Genomic DNA, 21,536 nt, shown 5'->3' with positions numbered 1-21,536 from the left:
GGATGGCCCAGCCGGAGCCCTGGACGCCGGCGGCGACGGCGGCGAACTGCTTCTTGAAGGCGTCGAAGGAGCCGAAGTGCTCGTCGATCGCGGCGCCGATCTCGCCGGTGGGCTCGCCGCCGCCCTCAGGGGAGAGGTTGGTCCAGAAGGCGGAGTGGTTGACGTGGCCGCCGAGGTTGAACGCGAGGTTCTTCTCGTGGAGGTTGATCGCGGCGAAGTCGCCGGACTCGCGGGCCTCGGCGAGCTTCTCCAGGGCGGTGTTCGCGCCGGTGACGTAGGCCTGGTGGTGCTTGGAGTGGTGCAGCTCCATGATCCGCCCGGAGATGTGCGGCTCGAGCGCACCGTAGTCGTAGGACAGCTCGGGGAGAGTGTAGACAGGCATGGTTCCTCAGGTTCCTTCCGTCGGTATGCAGCCACGCTAGGACCTCGACCACGGTTGAGGTCAAGGACGGCGCGCTGTGATCTTGCAGGTCGGACGGGTCGTCCCGCGCGTCGAACGGCTGCGCCGAGCACGCGGTCCGCGATCGGAAGGGCGCCTTTCCGGTCGCTCGTCCCGTGCTCGACGGACGGTGGTCGGTCAGGGGGCCGGGGTCCGAATCCGTTGGGCTGGGGGGTCCTCGTCGGGCACGATGGACGGATGCCCGACGACGCCCGCCCCGGCCTGCGCGTGACGACCGCACTGGTCGTCCCCGAGGCGGAGCTGTCGTGGCGGTTCTCGCGCTCGTCCGGCCCCGGCGGGCAGGGCGTCAACACGACGGACTCGCGCGTCGAGCTGTCGTGGGACGTCGCGCGGTCGGCGGTCCTCACCGACGCCCAGCGCGCGCGCCTGCTGGACCGGCTGGGTCGCCGCGTCGTCGGGGGCGTCGTCACGGTCGCGGCGTCCGAGCACCGGGAGCAGCGGCGCAACCGCGAGGCGGCGCGCACCCGGCTCGCCGCCCTGCTGGCCGCGGCCGTCGCGCCGCCCGGGCCGTCGCGGCGGGCGACGCGGCCCACGCGCGGGTCCGTCGAGCGGCGGATCGCCGCCAAGAAGCGGCGGACGGACGTCAAGCGCCTGCGCCGCCCGCCGCAGGACTGACCCGGCTGGCACGCCTCACCGACCACGACCCTGCGCACGGTCGAGCACGGGCCTCCTGTCGTTCTCGACGCGAGAGCGACGGCAACCTCGTGGTCGGCGGGGTCAGAGGCGGCGCGCGAGCTCCGGGTAGTCCACCACGAGGCCGTCGGCGTCGACGGTGAGGTCGGCCGTGAAGTCCCGCGTCGCGCTCGTGTACGTGACGACAGCCTGCCCGGTCGCGGGGTCGAGCGGCGTGCGGGCCGCGTAGACCTGGTCGCTGCGCAGGACGCGCAGCGACGGCACCTCGACCCAGGCCATGACGAGGTGCGTCTCGTGCGCCGGCGGGTCGTCCCCGAGCAGGCCGAGCCGCAGGATCGGCATCGTGTTCGTCACCGGGCAGAGCGCGATGTCGCAGTCCAGCGCCCCGTCGAGCGTGGCCGGGTCCTGCACCCCGGGCGCGGCGAGGCCCGACGGCGGCGTCCCCGCATCGCGCACGTCGGCCCGCCACGCGCCGTCGGGCATCCGGGCGAGGTCGAGGTGCCGCGACCACCCGAGGCCCCGCACCGACACGTCGAGGTGCTCCGTGACCCAGCCAGGCCCGGTGCGCAGCGCCCACGCCGTCGCGTAGGTGGTGGCACGCGAGGTGCCGAGCGCAGCCAGGCGGTCGCCGCGGACGGTGACCGTCGCCGCCTCGAGGCGGTCGGGGTCGTCGTCCCAGCCGGTCCATGCGACGTGCCTCGTCCGTGGGCTCACGCCGGTCAGTGTGGGCCGAAAAGCCGGTGCCCGCGCGGCGAGCGCGTGGCAGGGTCGCGCCATGACCTCTCGCATCTCCCACACCACGTTCGACGCGCGGGACGCCTACGCGCAGTCCGTCTTCTGGGCCCAGGTCCTCGGGTACACCGACGTGCCCGGCGACCCGAACCTCCCCGGCCACGAGGAGTGCATGATCGTCCCGCCGGCCGACGCGACGACGCCCGCCGAGAGCCGCGGGCACGTCCTGTTCGTCGAGGTGCCCGACGACAAGCAGCTGAAGAACCGCGTCCACCTCGACCTGCGGCCCACCGACAGGTCGCGCGAGGAAGAGGTCGAGCGCCTGCTCGCGCTCGGCGCGACCCAGGTCGCCGACCGCCGCACGCCCGACGGGATGGGCTGGGTCGTGCTCGCCGACCCGGAGGGCAACGAGTTCTGCATCCTGCGCAGCGACGCCCAGGTCGAGGCGGACGCGGCGCGCTAGCGGTCGGTCATCCGGATCCAGCCGCGCTGCGCGGCCCGGACGCCGGCCTCGAACCGGCTGGTGGCGCCGAGCCGTCCCATGAGGCCGGCGGCGTGACGGCGCACGGTGCGGGGCGAGACGCCGAGCCGGACGGCGACGGCGGTGTCGGTCTTGCCCTCGGCGAGCAGCCGCAGCAGCGTGTCCTCGCTCGGGGCGAGGGCGTCGCCGTCGGGCCGTGCGCGGTCCCACTCGGACTCGGCGAGGGCGCGGAGCGCGGCGACGGCGTCGCGGTCCGTCACCGCGCGCGTGCGCCCGGGGCGTGCCACGAGCACGACGGTGTCGTCGAGGGCGACGAGCGACACCGGGAGGGAGGTCGCGACCCGTCGCTCGACCGCGGGGGTGCCGCCGCTCGTCTCACCGGGCCGACCCGCCGCACGGTGGGGACCGCGGTCCTGCGCGGGTGCGCCGTCCGTGCCCTCGCCGCGACCCGCACCGACGGCGCCGGCGCCGAGCGTCACGACGCGGAGGCGTGCGGCGTGGCGGACGCGCTCGCGGACCCGGAGCCACAGGGGCTCCGGGCAGGCCTCGCTGCCGTCGTCGAGGACGAGGACGTCGTGCGCGCGGCGCAGCGCGAGGGCCCGCGCGGAACGGCGGGCCCCGAGGACCGGGTCCCGCTCCGTCGAGGTCACGCCGTGTGACTGTAGTCGACCCCGGCAACGGTCCCGGGCCGTCCCGCGGTGCGGACCGATGTGACGGGTTGCGGTCGAGAGAAGGCATTTGTCCTCTTCCGGCCACGTGAATTTGTTTACACCGCGAGCAACCGCTGCGAGGCTTCCCCCGGACCGCCGGGGTGGGGCGTGTGCTTCCTGGCGTCCGCGTGCGTCGGGACGGTCCCGGCGCCGGCGAGCAGGGGGCGACGTGGGCGTGCTGCCGGACGACCGGACTCTCGTGGACCTCGTCCGCGACCACGTGCGCGAGCGCCCGGACCACCCCGCGGTCGTCGTCGTGCCGGAGGTGGGGGAGCGGCGGACGCTCACCTACGCCGAGCTCGACGCGCAGGCGGCGGCGCTCGCAGCCCGCCTCGCCGCCCGCCACGAGCCCGGCGACCGCGCGCTGGTGCTCTACTCGGCCACCGCGTCGTTCGTCGTCGGGCTCCTCGCGTGCTTCTCCGCCGGGCTGGTGCCCGTCCCGTCCCCCCTCCCGGGCGGGCAGGCGTACCAGCGCGAGCGCGTGCGCGGCATGCTCGCGGACTGCGACGCCGCCGTCGTCCTCGTCGACCCGACCGCCGCGATCGAGACGACGGAGTGGGCCGTGCCGCTGCGGCGCGCCGACGGCGGACCGGTCGCCGTCACCGTGGTCGACGGCGCGACGGACGGCCTGGCGCGGCGGGACCGCCCGGACCCGCAGGACGTCGCGTTCCTCCAGTACACCTCCGGGTCCACGAGCAGCCCCAAGGGCGTCGTCGTCACGCACGCGAACGTGCTGCACCACCACGACACCTTCACCACGACGCTCGGCCTCGTCCCGGACGACGTCTTCTGCAGCTGGCTCCCGGGGTACCACGACTTCGGCCTCGTCGGGATGCTGCTCGTGCCGCTCGGCCTCGGGGCGACGGCGGTCGTCGTGCCCTCGACGTCGTTCCTCAAGCGCCCCGTCCGCTGGCTCTCCGCCATCACCGAGACGGGTGCGACGGTCACGGCGTCGCCGAACTTCGGCTACGACCAGTGCGCGCGGCGCGTGCGCGACGACCAGCTCGCCGAGCTCGACCTGTCCCGCCTGCGGTGGGCGCTCGGCGGCGCCGAGCCGGTCGACCCGGCCGTCCTCGACGCGTTCACGCGCCGGTTCGAGCCCGTGGGCTTCCGGGGGTCCGCGCACGGCCCGGGGTACGGCCTCGCGGAGGCGACGCTGACGGCCACGTACCCCGACAGGCGGCTCCCGCTCGTCGTCACGGCGGACGAGACGGCGCTCGCCGACGGCCGCCTGGTCGTGACGGAGGAGGCTTCCTATCTGTCCGCCCTCCCCGACGCCGCGGCGGTCGAGGGGCCGGGGGCGCGCCTCGTGTGCTGCGGCGTGCCGAGCGGGGTGGAGCTGCGGGTCGTGGACGGCGAGGGCGCCACCGTGCCGGACGGCGCGGTCGGCGAGGTCTGGCTGCGCGGCGACAGCGTCGCGGCCGGGTACTGGGGCGAGGCGGCGGCGACCGCGACGGCGGAGACCTTCGGCGCCGTCGCCGCGGACGGCACGGGACCGTGGCTGCGGACCGGCGACCTGGGGGCCCTGCACGGCGGCCAGCTCGTCGTCACGGGCCGCATCAAGGAGCTGCTCATCGTCGCGGGCCGCAACCTCTACCCGTACGACCTGGAGCGCGAGCTGCGCCGCCTGCACCCCGGGGCCGAGGGCCGCCCGGGCGCGGTGTTCGAGGCGGACGGCCGACCGGGAGCGCTGTGCGCGGTCCAGGAGTTCCGCCCCACGCGGGGCGCCCGGGCGGGCGGGGCGGCGAGCGCCGAGGAGGAGCTGGACGCCGTCGTCCGGCAGATGGCGGCCCACCTCGCGACGGTCTCGGGCGCCGCGGTGCACGACGTCGTCCTCGTGCGTCCCGGCCAGGTGCCGCGGACCACGAGCGGCAAGATCCAGCGCGGCCGGGCGCGCGACCTGCACGGCCGGGGCGACCTGGCTGCGCTCCACTCCCTGCGCGCTGCCCGGGACCGCGCGCACCCCGAGCTCGCAGGGACCCGACCATGACCGCACCCCGCCCCGACGCCTTCGACGACCTCGTGCTGCGCCACGTCGCCACCGCGCTCGGCGTCGCCCCCGCCGACGTGGACGCGGGGGCCGACCTCGCCGGGCTCGGCCTCGGCTCGGTCCAGGTGCTGGCGCTGCTCGGCGACCTGGAGGACGCGCTCGGCGTCGACCTCGACCCGGAGGCCGTCGTCGACAACCCGACGCCGCGCGCGCTCGCGGCGCACCTGCGCAGCGTCGTCGACGTCCCAGGGACGGCGGCATGACGACCCTCGTCGACGTCGGCGCGCACGTGCCCGCGACGCGCGTGCCGATCCGGGACCTCGCCGACGAGCTCGGCCTCGACCACCTCGAGCTCGGCGTGTTCGAGCGGTTCTTCGGGCTGCGCGAGGTGTGCACGGCGCCGGGGCAGACCCTCACCGACCTGCTCGTCGCCGCGGCGCGCGCGGTGCCCGGGCTCGCGGGCAACGAGCACCGCGTCCGGTACGTGCTGGGGGCGCGGACCATCGCGACGGTCGCCCCGGTCGGGGTGAACCCCCTGCACGACGCCGCGACGCGCCTCGGCCTGGACCACGCGGTCGTGTGGACGCTCACCCAGCACGCGTGCGCGTCGGCGCTGCTCGCGGTCGACCTCGCGGGGCGTCTCCTCGCGTCGGACGGCGACCCGGACGCGCTCGCGCTGGTGCTCACGGGGGAGAAGGCGTTCAGCCCGGGCTCCCGGCTCATCGAGGGCACGACGATCATGGGCGAGGGCACGGCGGCGTGCCTCGTCGCGGCGTCGCGCCCCGCAGGCTCGTGCGCCGACGGGGCCGCGCCGGGCAGCCCCGTCCTCGCCTACGCGACCCGCACGCTGGGCGAGTACCACCAGGTGCCGCTCCCCGAGGACCTCGCAGGCCCCTTCGGCGTCGCGTACACCGAGGTGCTCGCCGAGGTCGTGCTGGAGGCCGTCGGGCGCGCGGGCCTCACGCTGGACGACCTCGCGCTCGTCCTGCCGCACAACGTCAACCGCGTGTCCTGGCGTCGGCTGTGCACGCGCCTCGGCCTCCCGCTCGCGCGCGTCCGGCTCGACGACGTCCCGGTGACCGGCCACTGCTTCGGGGCGGACTCGTTCATCGGCTACGCCGCCGCGCGCGCCGAGGGTCGGCTGCGGCCCGGCGACCCGTTCCTCATGGTCGCCGTCGGGCTGGGCGCGACGTTCTCCGCCATGGTCCTGCGCCACGAGGGCTCCGAAGGCGCCACGGTCCACGACACGAAGGAGCAGGCATGACGGTCGAGCAGGTGACGGGGACCGCCCCGCACACCACCACGACGGCCGGCCGCGAGCCGTTCCTCGCGCGGACGAAGCGCGCGCTCGCGGGCGCGCCCGACGCGCCGCTCGTGCTGCTGGGGAACGTCGAGGTCGAGGACGCGTGGGCGGCCGGGGAGGTCAGCCTGCCCGCCGTCGGCGGCGCGTCGGCGACGGCCGCGCTCGTCCACCGCATGGACGAGCTCGCGCTGCTCCTGGCGGGCCCGCGCGACCACGTCGTGCTCAAGGCCGAGCCGGACCCCGACCACCTCGCGCACCTGGACGCGCTGGGCGTCGGGCTGCCCACGGTGCACGTCGTCGGGTCGAGCGACCCGCTGCGCACGGTGACGCTCGACGCGCTCGACTCGCCCGCGCTGCTCGCGCGCCTGGGGGAGCTCGCGGCGGACGGCGTGCGGCTCCTCGCGCACGGGACGTCGTCGGCCGAGGAGGACCTCGCGACGGCGACGGGCCTGCGCTCGGTGCTCCCCGACGCGGCGACGACCAAGACCGTCAACAGCAAGGTCTACAGCCGCGGTCTGTGCGACGAGCTGGGCGTCGAGCAGGCGCGCGGCTGGGCGTGCCGCACCGTCGAGGACTTCGAGCGCGCGTGCGCCGAGGCCGCGCGGCTCGTCGCGGACGGCGCGACCGTCGGCGTCAAGGACGCGTACGGCGTCTCCGGGAAGGGGATCCTCGTCGTCGACGACCCGCGCCGGCTCGACCAGCTCGTGCGCATGGTCGCGCGCCGGGCCGCGCGCTCGGGCGACGACCGTCTCGCCGTCGTGGTGGAGGTGTGGGCCGACAAGGCGACGGACCTCAACTACCACTTCACCGTCGCGCGGGACGGCTCGGTCGCGTTCGACTTCGTCAAGGAGGCGATCACGGAGGGCGGCGTCCACAAGGGCCACCGCATCCCGTCGCGCCTGCCCGCGGACCAGGTCGACGCGCTGGCCGAGCTGTCGGGCCGCCTCGGCGCGCGGCTCGCGGCCGACGGCTTCCACGGCCTCGTCGGGGTCGACGCGCTCGTGCGCACCGACGGCCGGCTCCTGCCCGTTCTCGAGATCAACGCGCGCAGCAACATGTCGACGTACACCGTCCCGCTCCAGGAGCGGTTCCAGCCCGACGGGTGGGTCGCGCTCGCGCGCCAGTACCCCCTGGTGCTCGACGCGCCGCTCCCGTTCGCGGCGCTCCACGACCTGCTCGGCGACCTGCTGCCCGGCGCCCCCGGCGAGGCGGGCCTCGTGGTCCAGGGGACCGGCACGGTCAACGCGGGGGCGTCGGGCGCGTCCGGGCCGACGCCGGGCACGACGTTCGCGGGCCGGCTCCACGGCCTCCTCGTCGCGCCCGACGAGGACACCCTGACCCGCCTCGACCGCGCCGTGACGGAGCGGCTGGCCTCGCGGCCCACCGGCCGCCCCAGCGAAGGAGACGCCCGATGACCACGACCCCGACCCGGCCGACGACGCCCGGGAGCGCCGACCTCGCCGCGGTCGCGGAGCGGTACGGGACCCCCGTGTACGTGTACGACGGCGACGTGCTCGCCGCGAACTACCGGGCGCTGCGCGAGCGGCTGCACCCCGCGCTGGGGATCTTCTACTCGCTCAAGGCGAACCCCAACGTCAGCGTCTGCGGGCTGCTGCACGCGCTCGGCGCGAACGCCGAGGTGTCGTCCCTCGCCGAGCTGCGCACCGCGCTCGCCGCGGGCGTCGCACCGCAGGACGTCCTGTTCCTCGGCCCCGGCAAGAGCCGGGACGAGCTCGTCTCGTGCCTCAACACGGGCGTGCGCGCGATCATCGTCGAGTCGCTCCCCGAGCTCGCGCTCGTGGACGAGCTCGCGCAGGCGGTGGGACGGCCCGCGCGCGTCGTGCTGCGCGTCAACCCGTCGTTCTCGGTCAAGGGCTCCGGGCTCACCATGGGCGGCAAGCCGCGCCAGTTCGGCATCGACGAGCAGCAGCTCCTCGACGCGCCCGACCTGTGCGACGGCCTCACCGCGGCCCGCGTCGTGGGCGTCCAGGTGTACATGGGGACGCGGATCCTCGACGAGGGCACGATCGTCGAGAACACGACGCGGATCTTCGAGCTCGCCGAACGGCTCGCGGAGCGCCTGCGGTTCCCGCTGGAGCTCGTCGACGTCGGCGGCGGCCTGGGCGTCGCGTACTTCGAGCGCGAGCGCGACCTCGACGTCGAGGTCCTCACCGCGGCGCTCAACCCCGTCGTCGAGGTGTTCGTGCAGCGCCACCCCCGGACCGACCTCGTCATGGAGCTCGGCCGCTACCTCGTGGCGCTGTGCGGCACGTACGTCGCGCGCGTGCGGTACGTCAAGGAGTCGATGGGCGAGCGGTTCGCGGTGGCCGACGGGGGCACGAACCACCACATGGCGGCCGTCGGCATCGGGTCGTTCGTCAAGCGCAACTTCCCGATGCGCCGCGTGGGGCCCGCCTCGACCGCCGAGGACGTCGCGTGGAACGTGACGGGCCCGCTCTGCACCCCCAACGACACGATCGGCAAGGCCGTGTCGCTCCCGGCCGACCTCGCGCCGGGCGACCTCGTCGCGGTGGATCGCTCCGGCGCGTACGGCGCGACGGCGTCGCCGGTGCACTTCCTCAGCCACGGGTACCCGGCCGAGGTGCTCACCCTGGGCGACGAGACGTTCCTCGTCCGGCACGCGGACACGCCCGACGACCTCCTCGCGCGACAGGTGTTCCACGACCTCGGCGCGCGGGTCGAGCCCGTCGCCGTCGGCGCCGTCCCCTGACCCACCGCCCGTCCGCCGTCGTCCAGCCACCGCCCGCCCCGCGGGCGCCGACCCACCACCCGGAGGAACCATCGTGAGCACCAGCACCGAGCCGCAGGAGGCCCTCGGCCGCGAGCGCGTCGTCGGGGCCGTCGTCGAGGCCCTGTCGAGCGTCCTCGGGCGACCGCTGCCTGACGTGACTGCGGCGACGCGCCTGTTCGACGACCTCGACCTCGACTCCACGAGCGTCCTCGGCCTGCTCATGGCCCTCGAGGACTCGCTCGACATGGAGGTCGACCCGGAGTCGCTCGAGCAGCACCACCTCGAGACGGTCGGCTCGCTGACGGACTTCGTCGTCGAGCACTCGACCCGGAACTGACGTGCCGCTCGGGGGCAGCGGTGCGGGGCCCGGAGCCTCGCCGGTGTCGGGTCCGCGCGAGGACGCGCTGCGGGTGCGGGCCGTCGTGGACGTGCCGGTCGACGACCTCGCGCCCGTCGGGGACGGGATGCGGCGGTCGGTCGCGGAGGACCTGCGGTACGTCTACGGCGAGGACCAGCCGACGGACTGGCTCGAGGACGGGCCGGGCCGCGACTACCCGACGATGATCCGCGCGGCGCGCGCGGCGCTCGACGGGCGTGGGCTGCTCGACGACGTGCGCCTCGTCGTGCTCGTCGTGACGACTCCCGACCTCCAGCACGAACGGCTCCTCGGCGGGTTCGTCGCGGACCTGTTCGACGGCGGCCCGTCCACCTTCTGCGTCACGGAGCAGGGGCTCGCGGGCCCGTTCACCGCGCTGCGCCTCGCGGGCGAGCTGCTCGCCGACGGCGGGCCGGGTGTCGGGCCAGCCGGCCGGCCGGGGGATGCCGGGCGCGCGGGGACGGCCGTCGTGCTCGTCCTCGAGCAGTGCACGCTCCCGCCCACGGCGACGCGCGTCCCGGCGCGGGACCGCGTGGTGGCGCTCGTCGTCGCGCGCGACGGCGCGGGGCGGCCCGTCGAGGACCTGTCGGTCGCGCGCGCCCCGCGGGGTCCGCGCCCCGCGGGCCCTGGCGCGTCGGCGAGGTCGTCCGACGCGCCCCGCGAGGCGGGCCCGGACGTCCGGCGCGTCGTCCTCGGTGTCGACGTGGACCCGGCCGACGTGCCCCTGCTCGACGGCGACGTCGTGCGGCACGCCGACCCCGGGGCCGCGGCGACGGGCGTCTGGGAGGTGCTCGCGGACGACGACGCCCCGGACGCACCCGTCGTGCTGCACGAGCGGTGCGTCGAGCTCGGCTACCGCTGCTCGCTCGCCCTCGGTCCGCGGTCGGCCGCGACGGCGCCGGAGGCCGGCGGCCGCGCCCGCGAGGCGGTGCTCGCATGAGCGCGGGGATCGTCTCGCGGGGCGCGGGCACGGTGGGTGTCGACGTCGTGGCGACCGGGGTCCCCGGGGTGCGCGACGTCGCGCGCGAGCAGGGCGCGGTCGCGGCGCTCGTCGCGCTCGCCGCGGTGCTGCCTGTCGCGGTGCTGCCGGGGGAGTGCGTCCTGCTTCCCGACGACGTCGCCCCGCCGCCCGGGTCGGCGCTGCTGGGCGAGGTGCTGTCGGACGCGGGCCCGCTGCTCGCCTGGCGCGCGGCGGCGTCCGGGCCGGTGGACGACCGGCGCGACCGTGCCGCGGACGCCGCGTGGCGCGTGGGGGTGGCGTGGGCGCGGACGGGCCTGTGCGAACGGCTGGCCGACCGTGCGGTCGACCGGCTGCGCGGCCGGAGCGTCGGCGGCACGGCGACGGTGAACCTGCCGCCGGTCCGCCTCGTCCTCGCGGACGCCGCGCTCGCGCACCTGGAGGCGCAAGCGCTGCTGGCGCGCGTGACCGCGGAACCCGGGGAGCGGGCGGACGACCGACCGGTGCCCGCCACGACGCTCGCGCGCGTCACCGCGGTGCTCGACCGCACGTCGCGCACCGTCCACAACCTGTTCGGCGCCTCCGGGTTCGTCGACGGCGACGCGGCCCGGCTGGCCCGCACGATCGACCTGCTCGGCCATGCGAGCGGGACGCTGCCGACCGGGGCGACCCGCGGCGGGGAAGGGCAGGACGCATGACCACCGTCGACCTCCTCGCGCTGCGGGACCACCTGCGCCCCGTGGCCGTCGCGCTCCGCGAGCGCGCGCTCGCGGTCGACGCCGACCCGGGCGCCCTGCACACGCTCCTCGACGCCGGCGTGCTGCCGTACCGGCAGCTGGGCGGCTTCCCGCCGGGCTATCTCGACGACCCGCTGCGCGTGCGGGGCGTGCCCGTGCTCGTGCGGACGTGCGTCGAGCGCGCCGTCGTCGCGGAGACGCTCGCGTGGGGCGACGCGTCCGTCGTCGTCGGGGCGCCGGGGCCGTCGATGTCCGGGGTCGTCGTGGACGACCTCGCGGACGACGAGCAGCGCGACCGCTTCTACCGGCACGTCGCGCAGCCGCGCACCTGGACGTTCTTCGGGCTCACCGAGCCCGACCGCGGCTCGGACGCCGCCGCGCTCGAGACCGCGGTGGTCGCGGGAGGCGTGCCCACGGGCGGCGCGACGGCGGATGGCGCGACCGAGGGCGGTGCAGCTGCGGACGACGGGAGCCCGGGCGCCGTTCTGCGCGGCCACAAGAAGTACGTCGGCAACGTCGCCCGGGCGAGCCTCGGCGTCGTGTTCGCACGGCACCGCCCGGGCCCGCTCGGGGTCGGGGTCTACCTCGTCGACACCGCGCGCCCGGGCTTCGACGCCGCGCCGCTCGTGACGACGGGCATGCGGGCCGTGCAGCTCGGCGAGGTCCGGCTCCGCGACGTGCCGCTCCGCCCGGAGGACACCCTGGGCCGGCACCTCTCGCCGTCGCGCCGTGGCCTCCTCGGGGCGGTCCGCACGTTCAACCGGCTGCGGCCCGTCGTCGCGGCGCTCGCCGTGGGTGTCACGCAGGCGGCCCTCGACTACGTGCGGGCCGCGCGGTCGTCGTTCCTGGCCGACGAGCGCCTGCTGTTCGAGACGTTCGACGACCGTCTCCACGCGGCCCGGGCCCTCGTGCTCCAGGCGGCGCGCGGCGCCGACGCCGACCCGGCGGACGGGACGCTGCCCGCGGCGGCGAAGGCCACGGCGCTGGACCTCGCGGAGGAGGTCACGCGCGCGGTGCCCGCGCTGCTCGGCCCCGGCGCGCGGTGGGAGCACCCGTACCTCGACAAGCTCGTCCGCGACGTGCCCGGCCTGGAGATGATGGAGGGCACGCGGACCGTCCAGCGGCTCACGCTCGCCCAGGGCTGGCTGCAGGGCAGGGCACGGCATGTCGAGCTCGTCTAGGGAGGCAGGAACGGCACCGGCCCTGCCCGTCCCCGGGCCCGATCCTGACGCCGCGCCGCCGGGCGGGTCGGGGCTGCCGGGCGCGTCGGCGCCGTCGGTCGCGGAGCTGCGCCGACGCGTCCTGCGGCTCGCGGGCCCGATCTGCGCCGCGCTCGTCGTCGGAGCGCTCGCGCAGCTCGTCGTCGCGGCGCTCCTCGGGCACATGGGTGACGACGCCCTGTACGTGCGCTCGCTGTTCATCCCCGTGACGTTCCTCGTCCTCGCCGTCCAGGAGGGTCTCGACGTCTCGACGCAGGTCGGGTTCGCGCGACTGCGCGGCGCGCGCGGCCGGGACGACGTACCGGCGTCCGCGACGACGGCGCTCCTGGGGCGGTTCGTCGCCGCGGGCGGTGCGGTGCTCGGCGCCGTGGCGCTCCTCGTCGTCCTCGCCGCCCCGGCGCTCGCGACCGTGCTCTCCGTGCCGGGCCCGCTCGTCGCGGAGTTCGTGGCGTTCGCGCGCTGGACGGTGCTCGCGAGCGTCCTGTCCGTGCCGACGGCGGTGGCGGCCGCCGCGCTGCGCGGCTGGGGCCGCACGGGCGCGTCGGCGACCGTGGCGCTGCTCGTCGCGGGGCTCCAGGTGCTCGTCGTGTGGCTCGTCGGGCTGGTCGGCGGGTTCGGCGTCCTCGCCGTCCCGGTCGCGATCGCCGGGTCGACGCTCGTCGGCGCGGGCGTCGCGTGGGCCCTCCTCGTGCGCGCGCGCCTTCTCCCGCGCCCGGGGCGGCCGACGCGCGGCGCCTCGCGACCGGGCGCGGGGGACGGCCGGGGCGTCGACGTGCGCGCGCTCCTCCTCGGCGTCGGCCTGCCGGTGGGTCTGTCCTACCTCCTGCTCACCGTGACGAACCTCGTGATGGTGTGGGTGCTCGGGCCGTCGGGGACCGACGTCGTCGCCGGGTTCGGCGGCGCCGCGACGGTGCAGACGCTCGTCGTCGTGCCGGCCATCGGCCTCGCGGCCGCGGTGAGCATCGTCATGAACCAGCAGTGGGGCGCAGGTGCGCTCGGCCTCCTCCCGCGCACGTTCCGTGCCGGGACGGTCGTGGTCGCGGGGACGTACGTCGTCGTGGGCGCCCTCGTCCTCGCGGCGGCGCCCTTGCTCGCAGGGCAGCTCTCCGCCGACCCGGAGGTCGCCGCGCAGGCGGCGCTGTACCTGCGGGTCGTCGGGCCGTCGTACGCGGGGGTCGGCCTCGTGCTGTACCTCGTGACGCTGCTGGAGCAGCTCGGGTACGGGCGCGTGGCGGTGACGCTCAACGTGCTGTACCACGCGGTGTCGCTCGGGGTCGGCGGGGCGCTCGCCCGGGCGGGCGGCGGGCCGACCGCGCTGTACGCGACGATCGCGGTGGCGAACGTCGTCGGGCTGGCCGTCCTGCTCCCCGTCGCGGTGCGTCTCGTGCGACGACGCGCGGGCGGCGGCCGGGCGCGGCAGGTCGCGTCGTGACGGCCGGACCGGTGGTCGTGCGCGCCGGGGAGCCCGGGCCGGGGCGGGTGGCCGCGCGGGGCGAGGTCCGCGACCCGGTGCTGAGCGTCGTCGTCATGCACCACCCGGCGCGGGGCGACGTGTCCGCCCTCGTGCGCGCGTGCGCGCCGCTGGACGTCCGCGTCGTGGAGGACCCCGACCCGGACGGTCCGCCCAGCCCGCTGCGCACCGCGAAGCGCGCCTGGGCCGCCGTCGCGCCCGGTGCGACGCACCACCTCGTGCTCCAGGACGACGTCACGCCCGTCGCGGGCTTCGCGGAGCTCGTCCGGCGCGCGGTGCGGGCCCGGCCGCGGCACGCCGTCGCGCTGTACTCGAACTGGAACAGCCCGCGCAACGCCTACCTCGTGCGCGCCGCCGCGGCGGCGGGCCAGGCCTGGGCGCCGCTCGGTCACGACGAGTGGGTGCCGACGCTCGGCCTCGTGCTCCCCGCCGACGGCGCCCGACGGCTCGCCGCGCACCTCGCGACCCTGCCCGACGACGCGCGCGACGACGACGAGGCCGTCGTGACCTTCTGCGCGCGCGAGCGGTACCCCGTCGTCGCGACGCTGCCACACCTGCTCGAGCACGGCGACGGCCCCAGCCTCGCGGGCAACGACGCGCACGGCGCCCGGCACGCCACCGTCCCGGCGGACGACGTCGTCGACCCGGACGCGTGGGACCGGCCCGGGCCGGAGCGCACGCCGGCGCGCGTCCCGGCGACCCTGCGGCCGGTCGCCGTCACGCTCGAGCGGTCGCGCTGCACGCTGCGCGTCCTGCGGCCCGCCGCGGGCGAGCCGCTCGAGCACCCCTTCGGGTGGGCCTGGGACGCCTGGGCGGGGTGGCTCGGCGTCGACCCGGCGGTCGTCGCGCACGACGTCGCGGCGCTCGCCGCGGGCGTCTGCCCGCGGCTGGGGGGCGTCGCGCCCGCCGCGCTCGTCGAGCTCGGCGCGGCGTGCTGGCTGCTCGGGTCCGACGTCGCGCGGACCGCCTGGCCACCGGCTGCCGGCCCCGGCACGACGGCGCACCGGGCGGCCGCGGTGCGGACGTGGGTGCTCTCGGGGCTGCTCCCCGCCGACCGCCCCGAGGACCGCGTCGACGAGCTCGTCGCGTTCGGTCTCGACGCGCTCGCCGCGGGCGCGGCCTGGGCGACCACGGCGCAGGATGCCACGGCGGGCGGCGCGTACCCCGCGGGGCCCGCCCGGCCGGATCTGGCCGCGCACGACGACCGGCTCGACCCGGCCACGCTCGACACGGTGCGACTCCTGGCCGAGCGGGACGCGGCCGTCGTCTGCCGCGCGGCCGGTCCCGCGGTGCCGGTGCGGGTCGTCGTGCACGACTGCGCGTCGTGCGGCGCGCAGGCCGCGGACGCCGTCGCCGACCTCGCCGCGCACGGCGACCTCGACGGCGCGGCCGAGCACCTCGTGGCGGACGAGCAGGACGTCGTGGACGAGCGCGGCGTAGCGGCGACCGCCGTCGGGTCGGACGACACCGCGTCCCCCGCGGTCGACGGGACGGGTCGCCCTCACACGGCGCCTGGCGGCCCCGCGCCCGCGCACGGCGACGGGCGGACAGCGGCCGCCCGGGCGACGGTGGAGGTCCTCGCGTGCGAGCGGTTGGAGGTGCGCGGGTTCCTCCGCCTCGTGCCGGGCGGACGGCACGTCTCGCGCGGGCTGTGGGCGGCACGCCGCGCATCGACCGCGGGCGGGGAGCGGCTCGACGCTGCCGACCTCCTCGTGGCGCTCGCGGACGAGGCGGCCGGCCTGCCCGTCGTGGCCCGCGCGGTGGGCGAGCCGCTCGGCCGCCCGAGCCGCGCGCCGCTCGGCCTCCAGCATGCGACGGGTGCCGCGCAGGAGTACGCCGACCGGTACGCCGCGGCGCGGTCCGCGCGCGCGGCGGAGCTGCTGTGAGCGGCGGCCCTGCGGGCGTGTGGCGGTGGCGCGGCGACGCGCTGCTGCTCGACCTCGACGGCACGCTCGTCGACTCGTCCGCCGCGATCGAGCGCCACACGCTCGCGTGGGCCGCCCGCCTCGGGCTCGACGGCGAGGCCGTCGTCGCCGCGTCGCACGGACGGCGTGACGTCGAGGTCGTCCGCCTCGTCGCGCCGGGTGCCGACGTCGTGCGCGAGGTCGCGTGGCTGCATCGCCTCTCGTGCGACGACACCGAGGGCGTCGTCGCCGTGCCGGGCGCGGCCGAGCTGCTCGCCGGTCTGGACCCGCGCACGTGGACCGTCGTGACGTCGGCGGCGCGCGAGGTCGCGCTCGCGCGCCTCACCGCGGCGGGGCTGCCGGTGCCGGGGCGCCTCGTGTGCTCGGAGGACGTGACGCGCGGGAAGCCCGACCCCGAGGGCTTCCGCGCCGGGGCCCGGCTGCTCGGCGTCGACCCGCGGCGGTGCCTCGTGCTCGAGGACTCGGCGGCGGGCGTCGCGGCGGGGCGCGAGGCGACGGCGGCCGTGCTCGCCGTCGGGCCCGAGCCCGTGCCGGGGGCGCACCACCGCGTGCCGGACCTGCGGCCGGTGGCGGCACGACCGCTGCGCGGCGGGCTGGAGGTCATCGTGCGGGCCGACCGCCCCCTGCGCGTCGCGAGCCTGGAGGTCGTGGCATGAGCGGAGTCCTCGACGTCGAGGCCTGGTACGTCGACACGACGGTCCCCGTGCTCGGCGGGGACGCCCTGCTGGGCGCGGCGGAACGGGCGCGGTCCCGGCGGTTCGCGGTCGCCGCCGACGCCTCCCGGTACGTGCACGCCCACGTCGCCGCCCGGGTGATCCTCGCGCGACGCGCGGGCCTGGCGCCCACGGACGTCGGGTGGGAGGTGGGGCCGCACGGGAAGCCGGGGCCCGTCGTCGGGCAGCGGTGGAACCTCAGCCGGAGCGGGGGGCACGCGCTCGTCGCGCTCGCGGCCGACGACGTGGGCGTCGACGTGCAGGTGCGCGACCCCCGCGTGGACGTCGCCCGCGTCGCGGCGCGCTATCTCGCCCCTGCGGCACGGACCGCGGGAGCCGCCGACGACTGGCGTCGCCTCGCGCGCCTGGAGGCGTGTGCCAAGGCGGTCGGCGGGCGCCTGCTCGACGTGCTCGGGCTCGACGTCACCACCCCCGGGGTCGTGCGGGCCGACGACGGCGCGTGGCGCGGGCAGGAGTGGTGGGTGTCCGACGTGCCGGCCCCGGACGGAGCCGTCGCCGCGTGCGCGACGCCGGGCGCGCGCCCGCACGTGTGCCGCGTCCGGGCGTGGCCGGGGGAGCAGCGCGACCGCCCGGTCCGCGTGCCACGACCGGTCGTCGCAGGGGAGGGGGCCCGATGAGGGTCGTGCACCGGGTCGAGGTCCGCGGCAGCGCGGGCGAGGGGCCCGCCACGTGGGGGCAGACCGCCATCCGGCGGGCCCTCGTGGCGCTCGCGCCGCAGGACCACCAGTTCAACCTCGTGTGGGGAGGTCCTCTCGACCGTCCTCTGCCCACCGCCGCGGCGGTCGAGGTGGTGCGCGCGCTCGTCGAGCGCCACGACTCCCTGCGGACGCGGATCCACGCGCGGGGCGACGGCTTCGCCCAGGAGCTCTGCGGCGCCGGGACGGTCGAGGTGGTCGAGGAGCGCGTCGACGACCTCGCCGCCGTCGCCGTGCGCGGCGCACGGATGCGTCACGAGCTCTGGGGCCGGGCGTTCGACTACGCGACGGACCTGCCCGTGCGCGCCGGTCTGGTGACCGTCGACGGCGCGGTGCACCACACCGTGCTCGTCGTCGCGCACACGGCCCTCGACGGCTGGGGCCTGCCCGTGCTCGACGCCGACCTCACGGCCCTCGCCGCGGGGAGCGCCCCGCCGGAGCGGGCCGCATGGACGCCGCTCGACGAGGCGGCCTGGCAGACGTCGCACGACGGCCGCCGGCACGACGCCGCCGCCCGAGCCCGCACCCTGCGCACGATGCGGGCGGCGCCCGTCGTCGTCTTCCCGCGAGGGAGCGCCGAGGGCCCGGACGGCGGTGCGGCGGGAGAGGCGGTGGCCGCCGCGCGGCCGCGCTACCGGCAGACCGTCCTGCGCTCGCTCCGCCTCGGGCCCGCCGCGGAGCGCGTGGCGGCCCGGTGGCGCACGAGCACGTCCGGGGTGCTGCTCGCGGCGTCGTGCCGAGCGCTGGCCGCCGCCGCGGGCCGCGACGACCTCGCCCTCCAGGTCATGGTGAGCAACCGGTTCCGGCCGGCGCTCGCGGACGCCGTCGTGACGACGGCGATGGAGGGGCTGCTCCACGTCGACGGCCTCGACGCCCCGTTCGAGGAGGTCGGGCCGCGCGTCTGGCGGGCCGCGATGACCGCGTACCGCTCGGCGTACTACGACAAGGACCTGCTCCGACGCGAGGCCGCCGCCGACCCGACGACCGTGCACGACGGGACGTGCTGGTACAACGACCGGCGCGGCACCGGGCCCGACCGGACGCTGCGCGCACGACCCACGCGGTCGCGGCGGCTGGCGTGCGCCGACGCGTCCGACGAGCAGGGCGGCGTCACGCTCACGCTGCACCTCGTGGACGCGCCGGACGGCGGCGTCGACGTCGTGCTCACGGCGGACGCGGCGCGCCTCGACGACGCGACCGCGGCGTCCGTGGTGCGGGACGTCGAGCGCACGGTCCTGGCGGCATCCCGGGCCCCGACCCCGTCGTCGCCCCGACGCGGCCCTCGGCCTACCGCCCCCTGACCGGCGCAGCGAGGGCCACGCCCGCGCGTCGGGCGGTGTGACGTCCGCAACGGGGTGCGGGTGAGACGGCGCCAGCGCGTGCGAGGAGTGCCGGAGCCTGGGAGTGTTCACGTCCGCAGGGAAACCGACGTATCGGAGGAGTACTCATGGGTTGGATCGCGTACATCGTCCTCGGCCTCGTGGCCGGTCTCATCGCCCGTGCCGTCCTGCCGGGCAAGCAGACCGGTTCGGTGATCATCACCATCCTGCTGGGCATCCTGGGCGCGCTGCTCGGTGGGTGGCTCGGCTCGGTGTTCTTCGGGACCTCGCTGGGCGACCTGGGCGACTTCCGTACCTGGCTCCTCGCCATCCTGGGTTCGCTCATCACCCTCGGCGTGTACGGTGCGGTCACCCGGAACAACCGGGGCTGACCGTGCGCACGGCGCACCGTCGGTGACGTCGGGGACGGGAGCGTCGTGGGGAGCACTGGCACCGGGGGAGTCCGCGTCGAGGACGGCGGCCGTCGCTGGGTGATGTGGGGCCAGATCGACTTCGCGGTCACCCACGCCGTCAAGGCTCGGCTCGCCGCCACGATCGACGGCCGCCCCAAGACGGTCGACCTCTCGGCCGTGACGTTCATGGACTCGTCGGGGCTGCACCTGCTCCTCATGAAGGTGACCGAGGAGTCGCGACCGCGGCTCCTCGGCGTCCCGCCCCAGGTGCTCGAGATCCTGGAGTTCAGCCACGCCCTCGACCTCGTCGAGATCGTCGGCCCCGACGAGGTGCCCCCTCCCGACGAACCGGCCGGTGCGCTGGCTGGCTGACCGACGCCCGCGGCGCGCGACGTGCTATCCCAGCGCGTCGCGCGCCGCGCGTGCGACCGCCGTCGCGAGCCGGTCGAGCGAGGCGGAGTGCAGCCGCCACTGCTGCCAGTGCTGCGGCACCTCCACCGCCCGCTCGTCGTCGAAGCCGACGAGGCGCCCGGCCCGCTCGGCCCGGGCGCTCTGGAGGTCGGGCAGCATCGCCCACGCCATGCCGAGCTCGACGGCCCGGCGGAACTCGTGCGACGCGGGGACGTAGTGGCGCGGCGGGTCGAGCGCGGTGTCCGCCTCCTGCGCCCGCAGCCGCAGGTAGCGCTCCTGGAGGTCGTCCTTGCGGTCGAACGCGAGGACGGGCGCCCGGGACAGCGCGGCGGCCGTCGGGCCGTCGGGGAACCAGCGCTCGACGAACGCCGGGCTCGCGCACGGCCGGTACCGCATCCGGCCCAGGAGGGTCGACCGGCAGCCCGGCACCGCGTCCGCGACCGACGTCACGGCCGCGACCGCCGTCCCGTCGCGCAGGAGCCCGATCGAGTGCTCCTCGTCCTCGCGGAGCACCTCCAGCCGCGCCCACCCCGCCGCCTCGGCGAGCGCGGGCAGCGCCCACGTCGTCAGGGCGTCCCCGGAGACGACGAGCGTGATCTCGGGCAGCGCCGCCGGGTCGCTCGCGTCCTGCCCGTCCCGCCCGATGCCCAGCTCGGCGAGCACGTCCGCCTGCTGGAGCGCGAGGTGGCGTGCGTGCCGCACGAGCACGCGCCCGGGCGGGGTCAGCTCTGCGGGCTTGCCCCGCCGCACCAGCACCTGCCCGACGGCGGACTCCAGCGCGCGCATGCGCTGGCTCACGGCCGACGGCGTGACGCCGAGCCGGCGCGCCGCGGCGTCGAACGTGCCGGTCGCGGCGATCGCCTCGAGCGCGCGGAGCTGGTCGGGCTGCAGGTCCACCATGAGGGGATCTTACGGTTCTGCAGAATCTGTCGCTGTACTTCACTGAGCGGCGTCCCTACCGTCGAAGGGTGCTCGCCCTCCTCGCGCCCCTTGCCGCCGGCCTCGCCGCCGGGCTGTCCCTCATCGTCGCGATCGGCGCGCAGAACGCGTTCGTGCTGCGCCAGGGGCTCCGGCGCGAGCACGTGCTGCCCGTCGTCCTCGTCTGCGCGCTCTCGGACCTCGTGCTCATCGCGGCCGGGACGGCCGGCCTCGGCGCGCTCGTCACGGGTGCGCCCGTGCTCCTCACCGTCGTGCGCTGGGGTGGCGCCGCGTTCCTCCTGACGCTCGCGGCGCTCGCCGCCCGGCGGGCGCTGCGCCCCGGAGGGCTCGACCCGGCGTCGGGCGCGGGGGCGACGTCGGCGCGGTCGGCCGTGGGCACGTCGCTGGCCCTCACGTGGCTCAACCCGCACGTGTACCTCGACACGGTCCTGCTGCTGGGGTCGCTCGCCGCGGGCTACGCCGCCGCCCACGCGGGAGGGGCGGGGGCCGGAGGCGCCGACACCGCCCGGTGGCTGTTCGGCACCGGGGCGATGGTGGCGAGCGTCGTCTGGTTCACCGCGCTCGGCTTCGGCGCGCGGCTGCTCGCGCCGGTCTTCGCCCGGCCCGGGGCGTGGCGCGTGCTCGACGGCGTGATCGCCCTCGTCATGGCGACGATCGGGGTGTCCCTGCTGCTGGGTGGCTGAGAGGCTGGGGGCAGGTCACCGCGCGCGGTCACGCGGGGGTACGGGGCGGTGGGGCCGCGGCGTCAGGGCGTCGCGTCGAGCTGGTAGAACGTGCGGATGCGCTGCTGGGTCGCCGGGTCGATGCGGCGGCGAGGGCTCGTCGAGCCGCCGGCGTGCACCGCGATCCACGAGCGCAGCACCGTCGGCTGGACGTCGACGACGCGCGCGAACTCGTCGACGGTCGGCCATGCGGGCTGCGGCGTCCGGACGCGCGGGCCGCTCGCGGCGAGGTGCAGGTCGTCGCCCCAGGCCATGGCCTCGGCGGTCGACGGGAAGCCGCCGATGCGGCCCGGCGTCGGGAACGGCTTCTCGAGGCACCACTCCGTGCCGCGCGCGACGATGCGGTAGACGCCCTCGGGCGCGTGCGCCTCGTACACGTCCGGCCCGGTGTTCCCCCAGTTCAGCCCCATGGGCCACATCTTCAGCGGAAAGCGCTGTCAGCGGAAGGGACCTTCGTCAACTTCACCCGCTCCTGCTACTGGACGCTTGTCCAGTTCGCATCTAGCGTGAGGGGCAGCCGGTGCCGCATCTCTGCCCCCTGCTGGTGCGGCACCG

24 protein-coding genes are annotated in these 21,536 nt (G+C 76.9%); 19 read left to right on the top strand and 5 right to left on the bottom strand.

Features of this window, described 5'->3' with window-relative positions; translation table 11 throughout:
• A partial coding sequence (locus GWJ10_RS08475; protein WP_163186805.1) for a superoxide dismutase occupies positions 1–382 on the bottom strand: 382 nt, incomplete at its 3' end.
• Positions 383–637: 255 nt separating this feature from the next.
• On the opposite strand from GWJ10_RS08475, the gene arfB reads away from it, so the two are divergent.
• The gene (gene arfB, locus GWJ10_RS08470) at positions 638–1,075 is read left to right on the top strand and encodes an alternative ribosome rescue aminoacyl-tRNA hydrolase ArfB (protein ID WP_076406737.1); all 438 of its coding nucleotides are present in this window, start codon (positions 638–640) and stop codon (positions 1,073–1,075) included.
• A gap of 102 nt (positions 1,076–1,177) precedes the next feature.
• Here the strand turns inward: arfB and GWJ10_RS08465 are convergent, their stop codons facing one another.
• Complete coding sequence (locus GWJ10_RS08465; RefSeq protein WP_241005719.1) at positions 1,178–1,807, bottom strand: putative glycolipid-binding domain-containing protein; 630 nt, start codon at positions 1,805–1,807, stop codon at positions 1,178–1,180.
• A gap of 61 nt (positions 1,808–1,868) precedes the next feature.
• Between GWJ10_RS08465 and GWJ10_RS08460 the strand changes: the two genes are divergently transcribed.
• Positions 1,869–2,288, top strand: coding sequence for a VOC family protein (locus GWJ10_RS08460; protein WP_163186801.1), 420 nt, complete (start codon positions 1,869–1,871; stop codon positions 2,286–2,288).
• Here GWJ10_RS08460 and GWJ10_RS08455 read toward each other — a convergent pair.
• Positions 2,285–2,956, bottom strand: a complete 672-nt coding sequence (locus GWJ10_RS08455; RefSeq protein WP_206154387.1) for a LuxR C-terminal-related transcriptional regulator — start codon at positions 2,954–2,956, stop codon at positions 2,285–2,287. The genes GWJ10_RS08460 and GWJ10_RS08455 overlap by 4 nt on opposite strands.
• 229 nt (positions 2,957–3,185) lie before the next feature.
• Between GWJ10_RS08455 and GWJ10_RS08450 the strand changes: the two genes are divergently transcribed.
• The 16 genes from GWJ10_RS08450 (at position 3,186) to GWJ10_RS08375 (ending at position 19,281) form a co-directional block, all read left to right on the top strand.
• Positions 3,186–5,006, top strand: a complete 1,821-nt coding sequence (locus GWJ10_RS08450; RefSeq protein ID WP_163186799.1) for a fatty acyl-AMP ligase — start codon at positions 3,186–3,188, stop codon at positions 5,004–5,006.
• Complete coding sequence (locus GWJ10_RS08445; RefSeq protein WP_051028423.1) at positions 5,003–5,269, top strand: acyl carrier protein; 267 nt, start codon at positions 5,003–5,005, stop codon at positions 5,267–5,269. The genes GWJ10_RS08450 and GWJ10_RS08445 overlap by 4 nt, the downstream gene beginning before the upstream one ends.
• Positions 5,266–6,270 (top strand): 3-oxoacyl-[acyl-carrier-protein] synthase III C-terminal domain-containing protein, encoded by a 1,005-nt coding sequence (locus GWJ10_RS08440; RefSeq protein ID WP_076406744.1) that lies wholly within the window; start codon positions 5,266–5,268, stop codon positions 6,268–6,270. Before GWJ10_RS08445 ends, GWJ10_RS08440 begins: the two co-directional genes overlap by 4 nt.
• Positions 6,267–7,724, top strand: coding sequence for an ATP-grasp domain-containing protein (locus GWJ10_RS08435; RefSeq protein WP_163186797.1), 1,458 nt, complete (start codon positions 6,267–6,269; stop codon positions 7,722–7,724). The genes GWJ10_RS08440 and GWJ10_RS08435 overlap by 4 nt, the downstream gene beginning before the upstream one ends.
• The gene (locus tag GWJ10_RS08430; protein ID WP_163186795.1) at positions 7,721–9,040 is read left to right on the top strand and encodes a type III PLP-dependent enzyme; all 1,320 of its coding nucleotides are present in this window, start codon (positions 7,721–7,723) and stop codon (positions 9,038–9,040) included. Before GWJ10_RS08435 ends, GWJ10_RS08430 begins: the two co-directional genes overlap by 4 nt.
• 73 nt (positions 9,041–9,113) lie before the next feature.
• Complete coding sequence (locus GWJ10_RS08425) at positions 9,114–9,398, top strand: acyl carrier protein (RefSeq protein WP_061268877.1); 285 nt, start codon at positions 9,114–9,116, stop codon at positions 9,396–9,398.
• A 43-nt stretch (positions 9,399–9,441) separates the two neighbouring features.
• On the top strand, positions 9,442–10,377 hold the full coding sequence (locus GWJ10_RS08420; RefSeq protein WP_163186793.1) for a hypothetical protein: 936 nt from the start codon (positions 9,442–9,444) through the stop codon (positions 10,375–10,377).
• Complete coding sequence (locus GWJ10_RS08415; RefSeq protein ID WP_163186791.1) at positions 10,374–11,093, top strand: acyl-CoA dehydrogenase family protein; 720 nt, start codon at positions 10,374–10,376, stop codon at positions 11,091–11,093. Before GWJ10_RS08420 ends, GWJ10_RS08415 begins: the two co-directional genes overlap by 4 nt.
• Positions 11,090–12,313, top strand: coding sequence for an acyl-CoA dehydrogenase family protein (locus GWJ10_RS08410; protein WP_163186789.1), 1,224 nt, complete (start codon positions 11,090–11,092; stop codon positions 12,311–12,313). Before GWJ10_RS08415 ends, GWJ10_RS08410 begins: the two co-directional genes overlap by 4 nt.
• Positions 12,297–13,784 (top strand): MATE family efflux transporter, encoded by a 1,488-nt coding sequence (locus GWJ10_RS08405; RefSeq protein ID WP_163186787.1) that lies wholly within the window; start codon positions 12,297–12,299, stop codon positions 13,782–13,784. The genes GWJ10_RS08410 and GWJ10_RS08405 overlap by 17 nt, the downstream gene beginning before the upstream one ends.
• Positions 13,781–15,709 carry a hypothetical protein gene (locus tag GWJ10_RS08400; protein ID WP_163186785.1) on the top strand — a complete coding sequence of 643 codons (1,929 nt, stop codon included), beginning with the start codon at positions 13,781–13,783 and terminating at the stop codon, positions 15,707–15,709. The genes GWJ10_RS08405 and GWJ10_RS08400 overlap by 4 nt, the downstream gene beginning before the upstream one ends.
• Positions 15,706–16,404, top strand: a complete 699-nt coding sequence (locus GWJ10_RS08395; RefSeq protein ID WP_163186783.1) for an HAD-IA family hydrolase — start codon at positions 15,706–15,708, stop codon at positions 16,402–16,404. The genes GWJ10_RS08400 and GWJ10_RS08395 overlap by 4 nt, the downstream gene beginning before the upstream one ends.
• Positions 16,401–17,099: a hypothetical protein gene (locus GWJ10_RS08390; protein WP_163186781.1), complete on the top strand. Its 699-nt coding sequence runs from the start codon at positions 16,401–16,403 to the stop codon at positions 17,097–17,099. The genes GWJ10_RS08395 and GWJ10_RS08390 overlap by 4 nt, the downstream gene beginning before the upstream one ends.
• Positions 17,096–18,478 (top strand): condensation domain-containing protein, encoded by a 1,383-nt coding sequence (locus GWJ10_RS08385; protein ID WP_163186779.1) that lies wholly within the window; start codon positions 17,096–17,098, stop codon positions 18,476–18,478. Before GWJ10_RS08390 ends, GWJ10_RS08385 begins: the two co-directional genes overlap by 4 nt.
• 146 nt (positions 18,479–18,624) lie before the next feature.
• Positions 18,625–18,888 carry a GlsB/YeaQ/YmgE family stress response membrane protein gene (locus GWJ10_RS08380; RefSeq protein ID WP_009863124.1) on the top strand — a complete coding sequence of 88 codons (264 nt, stop codon included), beginning with the start codon at positions 18,625–18,627 and terminating at the stop codon, positions 18,886–18,888.
• A 45-nt stretch (positions 18,889–18,933) separates the two neighbouring features.
• Positions 18,934–19,281, top strand: a complete 348-nt coding sequence (locus GWJ10_RS08375; protein WP_128082767.1) for an STAS domain-containing protein — start codon at positions 18,934–18,936, stop codon at positions 19,279–19,281.
• A 24-nt stretch (positions 19,282–19,305) separates the two neighbouring features.
• Here the strand turns inward: GWJ10_RS08375 and GWJ10_RS08370 are convergent, their stop codons facing one another.
• The gene (locus GWJ10_RS08370) at positions 19,306–20,220 is read right to left on the bottom strand and encodes a LysR family transcriptional regulator ArgP (protein WP_163186777.1); all 915 of its coding nucleotides are present in this window, start codon (positions 20,218–20,220) and stop codon (positions 19,306–19,308) included.
• 68 nt (positions 20,221–20,288) lie between these two features.
• Between GWJ10_RS08370 and GWJ10_RS08365 the strand changes: the two genes are divergently transcribed.
• A complete protein-coding gene (locus GWJ10_RS08365) occupies positions 20,289–20,942 on the top strand; it encodes a LysE family transporter (protein ID WP_163186775.1) in 654 nt (217 codons plus the stop codon).
• A gap of 62 nt (positions 20,943–21,004) precedes the next feature.
• On the opposite strand, the gene GWJ10_RS08360 is transcribed toward GWJ10_RS08365, so the two are convergent.
• The gene (locus GWJ10_RS08360; RefSeq protein ID WP_021482779.1) at positions 21,005–21,391 is read right to left on the bottom strand and encodes a hypothetical protein; all 387 of its coding nucleotides are present in this window, start codon (positions 21,389–21,391) and stop codon (positions 21,005–21,007) included.
• Positions 21,392–21,536 lie beyond the last annotated feature (145 nt).

It is taken from the genome of Cellulosimicrobium sp. SL-1 (genome assembly GCF_011033075.1).
Lineage (GTDB): Bacteria > Actinomycetota > Actinomycetes > Actinomycetales > Cellulomonadaceae > Cellulosimicrobium > Cellulosimicrobium funkei.
The sequence above is the reverse complement of the archived record's forward strand: the minus strand, read 5'-3'. Positions and strand labels throughout refer to the sequence as shown.